Below are 14,769 nucleotides of genomic sequence, written 5' to 3' on the forward strand. Positions count from 1 at the left end.
TGTATTCAGTTGACCGATATTGAGTATGTTGTGTTGCCAATATCGGGGGATGATATGGAACGTCAAGGCAAGACATGTGTGGTGTTTGACTATACCTCTTTTCTCGGCGCTTCGTGCAGTAAGAAATGGACGTTTCTTGAAGCATTGAGCACCATCGCGCCAGTATTTACTATTGCGTGGAAAGATACTGTCGAGCTATCTCGTAATCCAGAAGAAAGATTATGGGAACAAGCTATGAAGTCGCTTTCTGCTAGCCGTAGTGATGAGTCAAATATCCATACACTGGTAAAACTCGCCAAATCAGAAGGAATAGACGAACTAAAGTTGGTTATGCCTTATGAGTTGGAATCCGAGTTAATTGAACGGCTTCAAATGCGTTCACAAGTAAGCATTCAAAATCTACAACAAGATGAATGGATGATTACGTTATAAAGGTTTAAGGCTTGTTGTTATTCAATAGGCCTTAAACCTTTTTTACGGATAATGTTCCTATTCCTATTCCTATTCCATTCTTAGAGCCAGCTACCCTCATTTATTGCGGTAATTTTCCACGCCAATCCACAGTTTTAGATGGTTAACTTGTTGTTTTTAGATTTGATTACTACGATTATTTTTATGCGTAAATAAACATTGATAGTGAATAAAGCATAAGGAGATCAGATGGAACTGAATCCATTCAGAAAGCACATCGTGACTTGGTTGGTTTTTGCGATTACGTTGCCGATCTCTCTTTCCTGCTTTGGGCAAATAGGCCTATCGGATTATCGATATGGTTATGTTGAGTTTGCTTCTGGAGCGTTAGATGAAAACATCGGTGGTAATAGCAACATCACCGCTATTAATACCGGTGGCAAGTTACCTATTGATCAGCGTTGGTTAGCAACACTCGATTATTCCGCGCGCTTTATTCACCCAGAGAAAACCACCACGGAGATTTACACGCTCTTGCCTGGTGTTGCTGCTCGTATAGATGCCGGGCCGGGATTGGAGTTTCTTGTCGGCGGGAAAGCGGGGGTGCAATGGGCACGGCTAACCGATGATGATACCGATGTAAAACTCGAAAGCAGCAATGAGTTTGTTTGGGGGATGGAAATCGGTTTGATCTATAACATTACACAGCGTTGGCGCCTAGCAACCGATGCTGAGTTAAATCGTAGTGACATCTTAGATGTGGATATCTATTCACTACGCGCTGACTATCGGATCAACTCTGGTTTTACCGCTGGTGCATTTTACAGTCATCGAGAAAGTGATCGGGGTTCGACCAATGAGGGTGGTGTAGCGTTGAAGCTATTTTTTTAGAGACTCACTGAATGGTGGCTTAAACTGTGGTCAATTTGAAATAAAAAAGCCAGCGGAAGCTGGCTTTTTAGATTGGGCTGTTTACTTGATTACATGACAGCAGCAATGCCTTGGCACAGTGGCAGCATGTTTGATTTTGTCATGCCTGCAACACTGATACGGCCAGAGCCAACAATGTAGATTGCGAACTCATCTTTCAGACGAGCAACTTGATCTTTATTTAGACCAGAGAACGAGAACATGCCGTTTTGGCGCTCGATAAAGCTAAAGTCTGCATCCACACCTTGTTGCTTCAGTGTTTGTACAAACAGTTCGCGCATCTCTTGAATACGATCACGCATTTCTTTTACTTCCGCTTCCCATTCAGCGCGTAGACCAGCATCATTTAGGATATAAGTCACTACTGCCGCACCGTGTGCTGGTGGGTTAGAGTAGATAGAACGGATGATAGCTTTAACTTGAGAGAATGCCGTAGCGGCAACATCTTCATTCTCACCAACCAGTGTGAATGCGCCAACGCGCTCGTTGTACAAACCGAAGTTTTTAGAGAACGAGCTCGCAATCAGAATCTCTTTATTGTATTTCGCAAAAGTACGCAGACCCGCTGCATCTTCTTCTACGCCAGCGCCGAAGCCTTGGTACGCAAAATCGAATAGTGGCAGCAGTTTTTTCTCTGCAACGATTTTTGCCAGTGTTTCCCATTCATCGGCTGTTGGATCGATACCGGTTGGGTTATGGCAGCAACCGTGTAGTAACACGATATCGCCCGCAGTCGCTTGTTCAAGATCGGCAACCATCGCCGCAAAATCTTTCTCTTTAGTTTCTGCGTTGTAGTAGCTGTATTGTGCAGTTTCAAGGCCAGCAGCGGTAAATACACCAATGTGGTTTGCCCACGTTGGGTTACTTACCCATACTTTTACATCACCAAGTTGGCGTTTAATAAACTCACCGGCAACGCGTAGCGCACCTGTACCACCTGGTGCTTGGGCTGTTTTAGCACGTTTATCAGCAATGATTTCAGCGTTATCACCAAACAGTAACTTTTGTACCGCTAGGCCGTATTCTGATGTACCTTCGATGGTTAGGTATGACTTGGTTTTCTCGGTTTCAACTAATGCCGCTTCCGCTTTTTTTACGGTTGCAAGTACAGGCGTTTCACCTTGTTCATTTTTGTAAATACCAACACCGAGGTTGATTTTTTCAGCGCGAGGATCCTTTTTAAACTCTTCCGTGAGGCCAAGAATCGGGTCTGCCGGAGCAGCAACTACTTTTTCAAACATAATTGTCATCCATGTTAATCGAAGGGGATAATTGTAATAACTTGAATATTTATACCTTTATGACGCACGAGTGACAACACAAAAGCGTTAGAAACAAGAAATTTTATTTAGTTAGGAGTAATCATTGAGCAAGTCACTTTATCTAACAAATTGATTATTTGTTTTTCGCTTAGCGAAACTAAGTAAAGCTCAAAAATGGTGTTATCAAATGGTCTTTTTACTGTTGATATTGGTTTAAGGTTTTGTGATTCAGTGGTGTTTCTTTAGTTTGTGTGATTGATGTTGAATATTATTAAGGATTACATTATTTCCACTTGATGAGTGCAACTTGATGATTATCATGATGATGATTTAAATCATTATCATAAGGAACATGTATGTATATTTTGAGACCTTTGACGCTGTCAATATCTGCGGCGCTAATTGTTGCGTGCGGTGGTGGGGGAGATAGCGGTGATAGTCCATCAGCTAACACGACGTCTTTTGCTGGGACGCTTATTGTTCCGCAGACGGTACAGCAAAATTCACTAAGAGTATTAAGTGATGGATTTATCAATACTTATAGTGTCGCTTGTCCTAATGTTCCTGATGGTTATGAGCCTATGGCTAACGCTGCGGTTTCAATAGAAAAGTCTGATGGCAGCGTATTAAGCCAAACAACCAACACTGATAATTGTGGTGTATTTGAACTGAGTGTAGATGAAGCTGATTTAAACGATAGCGTTATTAATGCTAATCTGGCGGGGTTTAAAACATTAAAAGCGAATGCGAATAATTTTAAAAAATCAGATGTTGTCACAACTCCCCCAGTTGCATCAACGATTCCATCTGGTGCCGAATATGTGATTAGTGCAATCCAAAAATTGGATAGTAATGACATTAGTTTTGCGGTTACAGACACTGCTACCAATAATGCTGTTATTCAGCTATCTAAAACGTCATTTTCCGTTTCAGTAAATGATCAACCAATATCGATTACGGCAGTCAATTCAGCTGATCAACTTAATGTTGCTAGTAGCAATGTAGTAACATTAGATGCAAGTGGCTCGATGAGTGCATTAATTTATGATGAGAATAGAACGCCCGTACTTGACTCACAAAATAGACAGTACACTCGCGCTCGTATAACCGCTAAGGCTGCGCATCAATTTGTGTCGGAAAAGGCTGACGCTGATGAAGTTGCAGTGATTCCTTTTTCGTCTAGCGTGTCCTTGGTAAATAATACTCTACTGACCGATAGTTTGAACTTGGAAGATAGCAGTGGTGGAAATTTGGTTTATGACTATTCTGATGATGGTTTTATTACTGATAAAGACAAACTTCATTTTGCTGTGGACTTATACAATCCAAATTCAGATCTTTGGTATAGCAGGTATAATTATGATGGCCGCTATACCGATCGAACTGATTCGGTTGCAAACACAGGGCGTGGTTATCTTTGGGGAGGTGGTACCAATCTCGAGCTTGCTATAAATGAATCTGTTACGAAAGTCTCAAATCGAAATAATACGATTAAGCGGGTATTCGTGATGACTGATGGTGATAGCCGGTTTAGCGATCGCGCTGCTGTAATTGCAGCCGCAAATGCGAATAACGTCGTAATCCACGCAGTCGCTGTAAGTGCTTCCGCTAATGAGACAGATCTGACGGAAATTGCAGACCAAACAGGTGGATCATACAATAAAATAATTGATGAACAAAATGTCACGGGCATCTACTCATCTTTACAGACCACGATTAAGTATGCTTATGTTGCAACATTAGGTGTACCATTACAAAGTGGTGATAGTATTAAATTATCTTTGACTGTGAATGGTGAAACCGTTGAGCGTATTTTAACTGTACAATGATCTTACTAAGAGTAAAAGCGCCCCTGCAATGGGGCGTTTTTACGTTAATAACCTTTTTCGGTATTCGTAAAATAACTTTGTATTTAATCTACTTTTTCAAATCAATTTGCGATTCATGAGCATGAGTTTCAAACTCAGGGTTGCTTGACATTTTTTCTGTCGCCCAGTGATTGATATGGCTAAGAATGGCTTTTAGCGCGTGCTTTTCAGTTGGTGTTTCGTTCTCTGTGGTTTCTAGCTCAGCTTTTGGATGAGTCCCGGTCGCATCTTCAGCAATGTGCAGCCAATCAGGGTGCCAGTAGTAAGGCTGTCCTAATGGTGTTGTCCAAGTGTGAACACCATTGGTTTCGCCTTTATATTCGATATCGTTTTCGTTGTACTTAGTCATTATTATCTTCTCTCATCATCTATGAGTTGAGGGTTGTCACTTTAACGTTATAAATGTAACAGATTGGAATTATATTTATGTGATGCCAATCGTTTAGCGCTGGCATCAACCCAGCTAAACATTGTGATTTGATCTTAAACGACTTTTAGTTAAGCCCGTACAGTGCTCAGGGTCAGCGGCCGTTAAGGTGGTCGAGGATTGCTTTCTCGGCATGTTGCTGTGAGGCACTTTCTCCATCGGGTACATCAATTGGCTGCTTGGGGTGCAATCCAAGGGCATCTTCTGCAACATGAAGCCATTCAGGATGCCAATAGTAAGGGTTGTCACCTTGAGGATGATCCCAACGATGAACGCCCTGATGTTCGCCTTTGTATGATAGGTCGTCGAGCGTAAATAATTTCATTATCTTCCCTCTTTATTCTTCGTCAATATTAAGTATGAACCAAAATGGCGAGACGCGCTGCTTGGGATCGTGTTTGGTGCTTGTCTTTAAGCAAAGGTCAGCTTATTTGTTTCGGTAACGGTATTAAGCGAATCGCTCTTAAGAAGGGGGAAGGCGAAAAATAGGTGTTGCAGCGTGTAAACAAGAGAAGATTCGCGCTAATATAAAAAAACCTCCGACAATGCGGAGGTTTTTTGCGTTTCTACTTCCTTCAAATTAGAAGTTAGCTGAACGTGGAGTACGTGGGAATGGGATCACGTCACGAACGTTGCCCATACCAGTTACGTAAGAAACTAGACGCTCAAAACCAAGACCGAAGCCTGCGTGAGGTACTGTGCCGTATTTACGTAGATCGCGGTACCAGCTCATATGCTCTGGGTCGATACCTACTTCACGCATACGCTCATCTAGGATCTCTAGACGTTCTTCACGTTGAGAACCACCGATGATTTCACCGATGCCTGGTGCAAGTACGTCCATCGCCGCAACTGTTTTACCGTCATCATTAGCACGCATGTAGAATGCTTTGATGTCTTTCGGGTAGTTCTTCACGATTACTGGCGCTTTGAAGTGCTCTTCAGCTAGGAATCGTTCATGCTCAGAAGACATGTCGATGCCCCACTCAACGTCAAATTCAAATTTCTTACCAGAATCTAGTAGGATTTGGATTGCGTCAGTGTAATCAACTTGTGCGAAATCAGAAGAAACGAATTGCTCTAGACGAGTAATCGCTTCTTTATCAATGCGAGATGCAAAGAACTCAAGGTCGTCGCGGCACTCTTCAAGTACAGCTTTGAATACGAACTTAAGCATGTCTTCAGCCAGTTTTGCCACATCGTTTAGATCCGCAAAAGCCACTTCAGGCTCAACCATCCAGAATTCCGCTAGGTGGCGGCTGGTGTTTGAGTTTTCAGCACGGAAAGTAGGACCGAAGGTGTAAACTTTGCTTAGTGCACAAGCGTAAGCTTCAGCGTTTAGCTGGCCAGAAACGGTTAGGAACGTTTCTTTGCCGAAGAAATCTTCGTTGTAATCTACTTTACCTGCGTCTGTGCGAGGTAGGTTTTCCATGTCTAGCGTTGATACGCGGAACATTTCACCAGCACCTTCTGCATCAGATGCAGTGATCAGTGGTGCTGAAACCCAGAAGTAGCCTTGCTCGTGGTAGAAGCGGTGAATCGCTTGCGACAGGCAGTTACGTACACGTGCTACTGCGCCGATCACGTTAGTACGTGGGCGTAGGTGAGCAACTTCACGTAGGTACTCGATCGAGTGGCGAGTTTTCGCCATCGGGTAAGTTTCTGCGTCTTCAACCCAACCAACCACTTTTACTTCCGTTGCAGCAAGTTCAAATGCTTGACCTGCAGCAGGAGATGCAACGATGGTACCCGTAACTTCAACAGAACAGCCAGTCGTTAGCTTAAGGACTTCGTCGTTGTAATTATTGAGATTATTTGGGACCACGGCCTGAATCGGGTCGAAACAAGAGCCGTCATAGATGGCAAGGAATGAAATTCCAGCTTTGGAATCACGACGCGAACGGATCCAGCCGCGAACAGTTACTTGACTGTCTACTGCTAGCTTACCGCTCAATACGTCTTTAACAGGCGCGTAAGTCATGTTTAAAATAATCTCCATTGAGGTAAAAATTAAACCTAAGGTCATTGAGCGTTAATAAAGGCTATTTTGGCCAAAAAAACGCCTAAACATTAGGTTGATATTACTTTTTTATCGAAATGACATATTACCTGTCAAATCGTTCGCTTCAACCTTTATTATCGTTTTGACAGAGATAATTGCACTAATTTTATTGTACCGTCTCGCGCGGTGATGAAAATTGTTCAAGAAGTGCAGCTTCTTGCTCCAGCAGTGCCCTCGACACAAGGAGGCCTCTGTCGGTTTGTCATTGCAACCTAAGAGCGCAACAGTATCGCTGCGCTTCTCTCTATGGGGGCGAGATGGTCTCTAGGGCGAGCTCTAAGAGAGCGGTGCAAGTTATTGTAGCTGGTGGTTAATCGCTGAAAATGTCGGTCGCTGTTTGACGGTGTATTGCATGCAATCTTCGCTGAGTGCGTTCAACTTAGCTAACACGTCTTGATTTGGTTGAGTGGTATGATCTAACTGCGTCAGTAGATCAGCCATCAAACAGCCCAGTGCACGTACCTCAATACTTTGCATCGCCTCTCTCTGCTGCGCAGGTAATTTAGCCAGATTGGTTGCAGCACCAAAATCACCAAAAAGGATCTCAGCAGAGTGGTTAAACATGGTGTTGTGGGCGTAGATATCACCATGACTCACTTGCTGATGGTGTAAATGCTCAAGCGCTGAAGCCATCTGTTGCAGCATCGTCACAATCACACTTAACTTATGGTGAGAGTTCGGTGTGAAAGTATCGCGAGTGCACGTTTGTAGCGAGGGTGGTAACCCCAAGTTGGCAAAGTTTCTTGGGATCAACTCCATCACCAAACCGAGTTTTTCTGCTTGATTTATTTGTGCGATGACCTTGATTAAGTTGCTGTGATGACCGGCTTGTAAGCAGTTGAGCAGTTCATCTTGTGGGTAGCCATCACTGGTGACCTCGCCTTTGAAAATCTTGACTGCGATATACGCATCAGTGCCATTCAATTCCGTCGGTTGTTTAAGCCATTTCGCACGGTAAATCACACCAGACGCACCTTGACCGATAACCTCGAGTAATTCAATGTCGGCCAATGCTACCTGCGGAATCATTGCTAGTGATGATGTGTCCGCGCGGTCAAGGTTTGATCGCTCGCTGCTTAGTGGGTTGCCATCAATTGCGAGCCAGCTCAGCTTTGGTAATTGGAACAACCAATCTGGCAGCGCACTCAGTGCGTTGGCTGATAATCTGGCTAGCTCCAAGCTTTGGCAATCTGCCATTGATGCTGGCAGTGCCGTTAGCATGTTTCCTGCCAATGCGAGCTTTTGCAGGCGATGTAAACGGCCCATATCTTCAGGCAGTTGCGTGAGTTTGTTGTCAGTTAAAATTAACCAACGGGTATCGTTGGGTAGGGCGCCAGCAGAGATGTGCTGCAACTTATTCGATTTGAAACTGATCATTTCCAATTTAGGGCATTGAGCTAATACGCTTGGAATGGTTTCAAAGCAGTTGTTGGTTAGAAATAGGATTTTAAGCTGGTGTAATTGAGCCAAGCAATCTGGCAAATCATGTAATTGATTATCTGACAAATCGAGGATTTCTAAGCTGTCAGCCAGTTCGATGATTTCGAGTGGAAACTCAGTTAACCCTAGTTTTAACTCTAGACGAGTGATGCCGTGTAATTTACCTGATTGTAACTGCTCAATAGTATGCAAAACGCTAACCTTAACGCGTGAAAAACAGCGCGCAATATTATCTGATAATCGAGTTGGGATAAACGTGTAAAGTCGCTATTCGGGTAGATTGCGAAAGGGGGCGGATAAGGTAAGTGTTTTCCTCATTTTGTTCGATTAATAACACTTACCCTTGACCTTGCGATATCAGCGATGGCAGTTAACGCCGTTATTACCTCTCTATTTACTCATCAGGGATCCGCTATTTTTCTGCTGTTCTAAAGAGAATTGGTTAAGCAATTGCTCCAAGCGTTCGGAGAGGTTTTCCAGATCTAAACTGATGTCTCGAGTCTGTGATGCCAATTGAGAGGTCCCATTGGCGTGAGCGGTGATGGTGTCGATTTTGCTTTGAATGTGATGACCAACCGAGGAAGTGGTCTGAGCTTGCTGCTCAATGTTTTGCGTATGGTTAAGCACTTGATGCATTTCATCCACGACGCTATGCATTGCGGTGGAGAGAGACTCTACATCCTCCGAGCGTTGATGGGCTTGTTGGCATACGTTATCGACTGAAATGAGAGACTCTCGACTGCCTTGCTGGAATTGGTCGATGATGGTTTCAATATTGCTGGTGGCTTCTGCGGTGCGACCTGCAAGGTTACGAACTTCTTCTGCAACCACAGCAAAGCCACGGCCTTGCTCACCTGCGCGCGCTGCTTCAATAGCTGCATTCAATGCGAGTAAATTGGTTTGATCGGCTATGCCGCTAATGACTTCAAGAATCGATGATACTTCTGTCGTTTGATCATTCAGAGCTGTGATCTTTTGTTTTACCTGCTCAATTGAACCGACTAAAAGCTTAATATCGTCACTGGCGTTATGTGCATTGCTTGCACTTTGAGCCACGATATTCACCGTGTGGTTTACTAATGTTGAGGCCTCTAATGTTGCTTGCTCTGTCTGCTCTTGTTGAGTCAACATGTTATTGATGTTGCTCTGTACATCATTGGTTTCAGTTTGCTGATTGTTGGCTGCATCATCGGTAGATTGAGCCACATCAGTCAGTTGGCCTGCGGAATCTGCCAGTGAGTGGCTGGTTTGTTGCACTTTGTGCAAGCTGTCGCTGACGGTATCCATAAATGAGTTAATCGAGTTTGCCAACACACCAATTTCATCATTTTGTTTGCTTGGCAGTCGCTCGAGTAGATTTTTTGATTGGGCAACTTGCAGCATAAAGCGTGAGGTTTTTTGTAACGGTCGTACAAGAATTTTTCGGGTTAGCCCCATCGTAAAGAGAAAGCCGATAAAGGTGATAGAAGCCATGATACCCATGGCGAACATCGCTTGTTTGCTGACCATAGAATTAACATGACTCATGTTATATTCAAGACGGATTGCTCCCAGCACTTCGCCTTCTTGTGCGGCATGGCAACCAACGCAGTTGGTGCCGCGGTAATCAAGGCTTGATTTCATCGGTAGTGCGACGACCAGACCGTTGCCCCAATCGGCACTGATCGGTTCGATAACCAACTCTCCGCTCAGTGCACGCTGATCGATATCATCTTGTACGGTTTGGTTTGGATTGCCCGGGCCATAGAGCTTATCGACGGCAGGGGCTCGCAAAACACGAACTTGTTCAATGCCATCTTGGGCTAAGGCTTTATCGCGCAGAGTCTCTTTTTGCGACATGGTGCCCGTGAGCATCATCATATTCAGGCTATCAAAGTAGTTACTGGCTTTATCATGTAACTGTTGACTGAGAACGTCGTGGATAAGTTGTTTTTGCTGCTGATATTGATAGATAGTCGAGATCGCAAGGACACAACCAAACACCATGACCAACGTGACGAGGAGTTTAAAAGTTATTGTTGAGCGCATTATTATTTTACATTTTATTAGAATAGACATAACAATTTTATGGATATTTATTACCGCATGTCATAGGAAACTGGTTTGAATGTGACCCTTACCAAAAACTTCCATCTGTAACTGTGATGTAAGTAACATGTGTCCGTTATGTTTCCTGGCGAATGAGTGTGCGAGGAAGGTCTAACAATGTTGTGGGAAAAAGAAAAGTGAACATCGCGATAGATGTGAGCTTGTCACTCTGCTTACAAGGCTTTAGTATGACGGCTTCTTGACGAAAGCCTGAGAAAAATGATGAAAACAGAGTTGTACAAAGAGTTTATGTTTGAGGCTGCACACCATTTGCCTCATGTCCCAGAGGGTCACAAATGTGGTCGTTTACACGGGCACTCTTTTTTAGTTCGTCTTTATGTTGAAGGGGAAGTGGACCCGTATACTGGTTGGGTGGTTGATTTCGCTGAAATTAAAGCGGCTTTTAAACCAATCTACAATCGTCTTGACCACTACTACTTAAATGACATTGAAGGGTTAGAAAACCCAACCAGTGAAGTGCTAGCAAAATGGATTTGGCAACAGCTAAAGCCCGCGTTACCTTTGCTGAGTAAAGTAGAAATTAAAGAAACGTGCACCGCTGGATGTATTTATAAGGGTGAGTGATCACTTGACTCGATTTAATGTGAGTCAATCAGTGTTGAGCATACATAAAAAAGCCAATCAATAGATTGGCTTTTTTGCATTCGTACATCTAATGTCGCTAGAGTCTATGGCGCATAATGCGCTCTTTGCCACTTTTACCATAGAAAAAACTATCGGTATCACTGAAACCGATGCGAGAGAAGAAGGTGCGTGAGGCTTCATCTTTTGCGGGTAGAGTGACACACAGCGAGTCACTATCACCATTGACGGCATAGGCGTAGACAAACAATTTCTGCATTGCTTCTCGACCAAAGCCTTGGCGCTGATAGTGCTTATCCAAGACGATGTATTTCAGGCCAAGCTCGTTACGACGAGCAAACGTCGCATAGTGAGAAAAGGCTTTGTCTAATACGAGATAACCAATCGGTTGGCGCTCAGAATACAGCGCAAGAATCACTTCATATTTAGAACGATTGTGGTACACCTCTTCAAAGGGGAGGTGGTTTTCTTTCTGCTCTTGATGCACTTCAAGCTGCATTAAACTGGCGAAATCTTTCAGCTTGGCCGGTTTTATCGCAATCATATTGCCTCATTAATACTACGGTAACCAACGGGGGATTCAGCAGGGGCTGATTCTCAAATTGGTCATACAAAAATGGCGACCATTACAGTCGCCATTATATCGTCTTAATTATCAATAAAATATGCTTTTACTAATAATTTGACCGCTGTTCACTACTAAAGTTAGCAGATAACTTTAATTGCTAGGCCGCCTTGAGACGTTTCGCGGTATTTTGCGTTCATATCTTTACCGGTTTCTAGCATTGTTTCGATAACTTTGTCTAGAGAAACGGTTGGAGCTGAAGAACGACGTAGTGCCATACGAGTTGAGTTGATTGCTTTTACTGCAGCAATACCGTTACGCTCGATACATGGTACTTGTACTTGGCCCGCAACAGGGTCACATGTTAGACCTAGGTTGTGTTCCATGCCGATTTCAGCTGCCATACAGACTTGCTCAGGACTACCGCCCATAAGCTCTGCAAGGCCAGCTGCTGCCATAGAACATGCTACGCCAACTTCGCCCTGACAGCCTACTTCCGCACCAGAGATAGAAGCGTTACGCTTGTAAAGACCACCGATCGCGCCAGAAGCGGCGAAGTAACGGATGTAATCTTTCTCTGTCACGGTTTGAATGAACTTGTCGTAGTACGCAAGTACAGCAGGGATGATGCCACATGCACCATTGGTTGGCGCGGTAACAACACGGCCACCAGCTGCGTTCTCTTCGTTTACTGCGAAAGCAAACATGTTTACCCAGTCAACCACAGCCATTGGATCGTTAGAGGTTTTCTCTGACGTTAGCAACTGTTGACGCAGTGCTGCTGCACGGCGAGGTACGCGTAGTGGACCAGGAAGAATACCTTCAGTATTCATACCACGATCCATACCTTCACGCATGGTTTTCCAGATGTTAGCAAAGTAAGTGCGAGACTCTTCATCTGAGTGTAGAGCCGCTTGGTTTTTCATAACCAAAGCGCTGATAGAAAGCCCATGCTCTTTACATTGATCCACAAGCTCTTCAGCGGTTGTGAACGGGAAAGGAACCTTGATTGGGTTTTCTTCTTCTTTACCAAAGTTTTCTTCATCGACGATGAAACCACCACCGATAGAGTAATACGTTTTTGAGTACGCGACTTCGTCATCGATCCAAGCGTGGATTTGCATGCCGTTTTCGTGTAGCGATAAGTTAGAAGTATGGAAGTTCATACCGCCATCTTTAGGGAACGATACTGTGTGACAGTGCATGCCAACAGGAAGGCGTTCAGTTTCTTCTACGCGTGCAATGAAGCTTGCAATAGAATCGATGTCGACTTTTTCAGGGGTGTTGCCAGCAAGACCCATGATGATAGCGATATCGGTGTGGTGACCTTTCCCTGTCAGTGATAGTGATCCATAAACGTCCACGGTGATTTTAGTGATGTCGCGCAATTTTCCCATTGAACGAAGATCATCAATAAATTCTTTACCCGCTTTCATTGGGCCTACAGTGTGAGAACTAGAAGGACCAACACCGATCTTATAGATGTCAAAAACACTAATCATATCGATTACCTCAAAAGCAAGCCTCCCTAGAGAGGGAGGCTTAGAATTATCATTATATTTTTGTTTTAACTACCCAAGTTTACAGGGGTAATTAAAGAGCGCCGTAGATTACAGAAGTAATCGCTGCAAGACCACAGATAACTGTGAAAATCTGTACAGGTGCAGAAGTTTTGTACTTCGCCATCGCAGGAACTTTCTTCATTGCGAACACAGGTAGAAGGAACAAGATAGCCGCGATCATTGGTGCGCCCATTGTTTCAATCATACCTAGGATGCTTGGGTTGATGATTGCAACAATCCAAGTAGTGATTACGATGAAGATTAGTGAACCTTTCTCAATAGTGCTTACTGGAGTAGAAGCACGAGATTTGATTAGACCAACTAGACCTTCGTGAGCACCTAGGAAGTGACCGAAGTAGCTAGAAGTAATCGCAGCGAAAGCAACAACAGGACCCATGTAAGAGATGATTGGGTTGTCGTGTACGTTTGCAAGGTATGAAAGTACAGAGATGTTTTGCTCTTGTGCCATTGCTAGCTGCTCTGGAGATAGAGACAGAACAACAGAGAATACGAAGAACATAACGAAGCCCATTAGCATCATTGCCGCACCGCCAGTGATTGCGTCAGTTTTCTTAACTGCGTCATCACCAAAGTTCATGCGTTGTTCTTTAGCAAACTGAGAAATAACAGGGCTGTGGTTGAATGAGAATACGATGATTGGAATCGCTAACCATACAACGATAGGCATTGTGCTGAAATCAGGAGCAACTTCAACCATTGATGTATTCCAATCAGGGATAAGGAATACAGACAGTGCTAGTAGGATAATAACCAATGGGTAAACCATTGCAGAAGTTGCCTTAAGCATTAGGTCTTTACCAAATACTACACCCATAGTCATAGCCGCAATAAGCGCACCAGACAGTAACCAGCGAGGAATAGATTCCATGCCCATTTGGTTAACTAGGAAAGAGTCAACTGTGTTTGTGATACCAACACCGTAGATCAGAACGATAGGGTAAATGGCGAAGAAGTAGGCGAAAGTAATAAGGTTTGCGCCAGTTTTACCAAAGTGTTCTTCAACAGTATCAGTGATATCTGATTCAGGGTTTTTAGCAGAAAGTACAAAACGAGCTAGAGACTTGTGAGCAAACCAAGTCATAGGAGCTGCGATTAGGGCTAGCATAACTAATGGCCAGAAACCGCCAGCACCCGCTTTAATTGGAAGAAATAGTACGCCAGCACCTACAGCAGTACCGAAAAGTGATAGACACCATGTGAAATCTTTGTAAGTAAACTTACTCGATGATTGCACCGTAGATGCCGTTGAAGTAGTAGAACTCATATTGGGATACTCATTTTTTGGGAACAGGTAATAAGTTGCGTGCAATTCTGCACAAAAGGATTGCACAATTATTAGATCTAAATCACAAATTGATGGGACTGATAATATGATATTCCAAAAAGGAGTTTATTGTCACGAAAATGACGTGCCACACCTGATTTATCTTAATGTGACGCATTAGAAAAACTTATCAACTGGATAAGCTGACGTTATTTTGCGCAAGGGAAACGTTTGCGGGGTTGAGCGTTGATTTCACTAATGTGAGC

13 protein-coding genes are annotated in these 14,769 nt (G+C 43.7%); 4 read left to right on the forward strand and 9 right to left on the reverse strand.

The genetic code is table 11. The features are described from left to right. The first annotated feature begins 54 nt into the window (after positions 1 to 54). The gene (locus RJD38_RS13005; protein ID WP_005596588.1) at positions 55 to 432 is read left to right on the forward strand and encodes a hypothetical protein; all 378 of its coding nucleotides are present in this window, start codon (positions 55 to 57) and stop codon (positions 430 to 432) included. Positions 433 to 660: 228 nt separating this feature from the next. Beyond that, positions 661 to 1,302, forward strand: coding sequence for an outer membrane beta-barrel protein (locus tag RJD38_RS13010; protein WP_065545385.1), 642 nt, complete (start codon positions 661 to 663; stop codon positions 1,300 to 1,302). Between the two features lie 89 nt (positions 1,303 to 1,391). Here the strand turns inward: RJD38_RS13010 and RJD38_RS13015 are convergent, their stop codons facing one another. Further along, complete coding sequence (locus RJD38_RS13015) at positions 1,392 to 2,582, reverse strand: amino acid aminotransferase (RefSeq protein ID WP_065545384.1); 1,191 nt, start codon at positions 2,580 to 2,582, stop codon at positions 1,392 to 1,394. A gap of 377 nt (positions 2,583 to 2,959) precedes the next feature. Here RJD38_RS13015 and RJD38_RS13020 point away from each other — a divergent pair, with 377 nt between their 5' ends. Next, on the forward strand, positions 2,960 to 4,432 hold the full coding sequence (locus RJD38_RS13020; protein WP_065545383.1) for a VWA domain-containing protein: 1,473 nt from the start codon (positions 2,960 to 2,962) through the stop codon (positions 4,430 to 4,432). An 88-nt stretch (positions 4,433 to 4,520) separates the two neighbouring features. Here the strand turns inward: RJD38_RS13020 and RJD38_RS13025 are convergent, their stop codons facing one another. From RJD38_RS13025 to RJD38_RS13045, 5 genes are all read right to left on the reverse strand, one after another. Next, positions 4,521 to 4,820 carry a hypothetical protein gene (locus tag RJD38_RS13025; RefSeq protein ID WP_065545382.1) on the reverse strand — a complete coding sequence of 100 codons (300 nt, stop codon included), beginning with the start codon at positions 4,818 to 4,820 and terminating at the stop codon, positions 4,521 to 4,523. A gap of 172 nt (positions 4,821 to 4,992) precedes the next feature. Beyond that, positions 4,993 to 5,223, reverse strand: coding sequence for a hypothetical protein (locus tag RJD38_RS13030; protein WP_065545381.1), 231 nt, complete (start codon positions 5,221 to 5,223; stop codon positions 4,993 to 4,995). 255 nt (positions 5,224 to 5,478) lie between these two features. Beyond that, positions 5,479 to 6,879 (reverse strand): asparagine--tRNA ligase, encoded by a 1,401-nt coding sequence (asnS, locus tag RJD38_RS13035; protein ID WP_005598750.1) that lies wholly within the window; start codon positions 6,877 to 6,879, stop codon positions 5,479 to 5,481. A gap of 375 nt (positions 6,880 to 7,254) precedes the next feature. After that, positions 7,255 to 8,592 carry a leucine-rich repeat-containing protein kinase family protein gene (locus tag RJD38_RS13040; RefSeq protein WP_065545380.1) on the reverse strand — a complete coding sequence of 446 codons (1,338 nt, stop codon included), beginning with the start codon at positions 8,590 to 8,592 and terminating at the stop codon, positions 7,255 to 7,257. A 198-nt stretch (positions 8,593 to 8,790) separates the two neighbouring features. Continuing rightward, positions 8,791 to 10,428 (reverse strand): methyl-accepting chemotaxis protein, encoded by a 1,638-nt coding sequence (locus tag RJD38_RS13045; protein ID WP_065545379.1) that lies wholly within the window; start codon positions 10,426 to 10,428, stop codon positions 8,791 to 8,793. A gap of 282 nt (positions 10,429 to 10,710) precedes the next feature. On the opposite strand from RJD38_RS13045, the gene queD reads away from it, so the two are divergent. Next, complete coding sequence (queD, locus tag RJD38_RS13050; protein ID WP_005598753.1) at positions 10,711 to 11,073, forward strand: 6-carboxytetrahydropterin synthase QueD; 363 nt, start codon at positions 10,711 to 10,713, stop codon at positions 11,071 to 11,073. 97 nt (positions 11,074 to 11,170) lie between these two features. On the opposite strand, the gene RJD38_RS13055 is transcribed toward queD, so the two are convergent. From RJD38_RS13055 to RJD38_RS13065, 3 genes are all read right to left on the reverse strand, one after another. Next, positions 11,171 to 11,635, reverse strand: coding sequence for a GNAT family N-acetyltransferase (locus RJD38_RS13055; RefSeq protein WP_005598755.1), 465 nt, complete (start codon positions 11,633 to 11,635; stop codon positions 11,171 to 11,173). A 161-nt stretch (positions 11,636 to 11,796) separates the two neighbouring features. Further along, positions 11,797 to 13,158 carry an L-serine ammonia-lyase gene (locus RJD38_RS13060; RefSeq protein WP_005598757.1) on the reverse strand — a complete coding sequence of 454 codons (1,362 nt, stop codon included), beginning with the start codon at positions 13,156 to 13,158 and terminating at the stop codon, positions 11,797 to 11,799. Positions 13,159 to 13,249: 91 nt separating this feature from the next. After that, on the reverse strand, positions 13,250 to 14,503 hold the full coding sequence (locus RJD38_RS13065) for an aromatic amino acid transport family protein (protein WP_005598758.1): 1,254 nt from the start codon (positions 14,501 to 14,503) through the stop codon (positions 13,250 to 13,252). Positions 14,504 to 14,769 lie beyond the last annotated feature (266 nt).

Source organism: Vibrio scophthalmi (genome assembly GCF_040869025.1).
Lineage (GTDB): Bacteria > Pseudomonadota > Gammaproteobacteria > Enterobacterales > Vibrionaceae > Vibrio > Vibrio scophthalmi.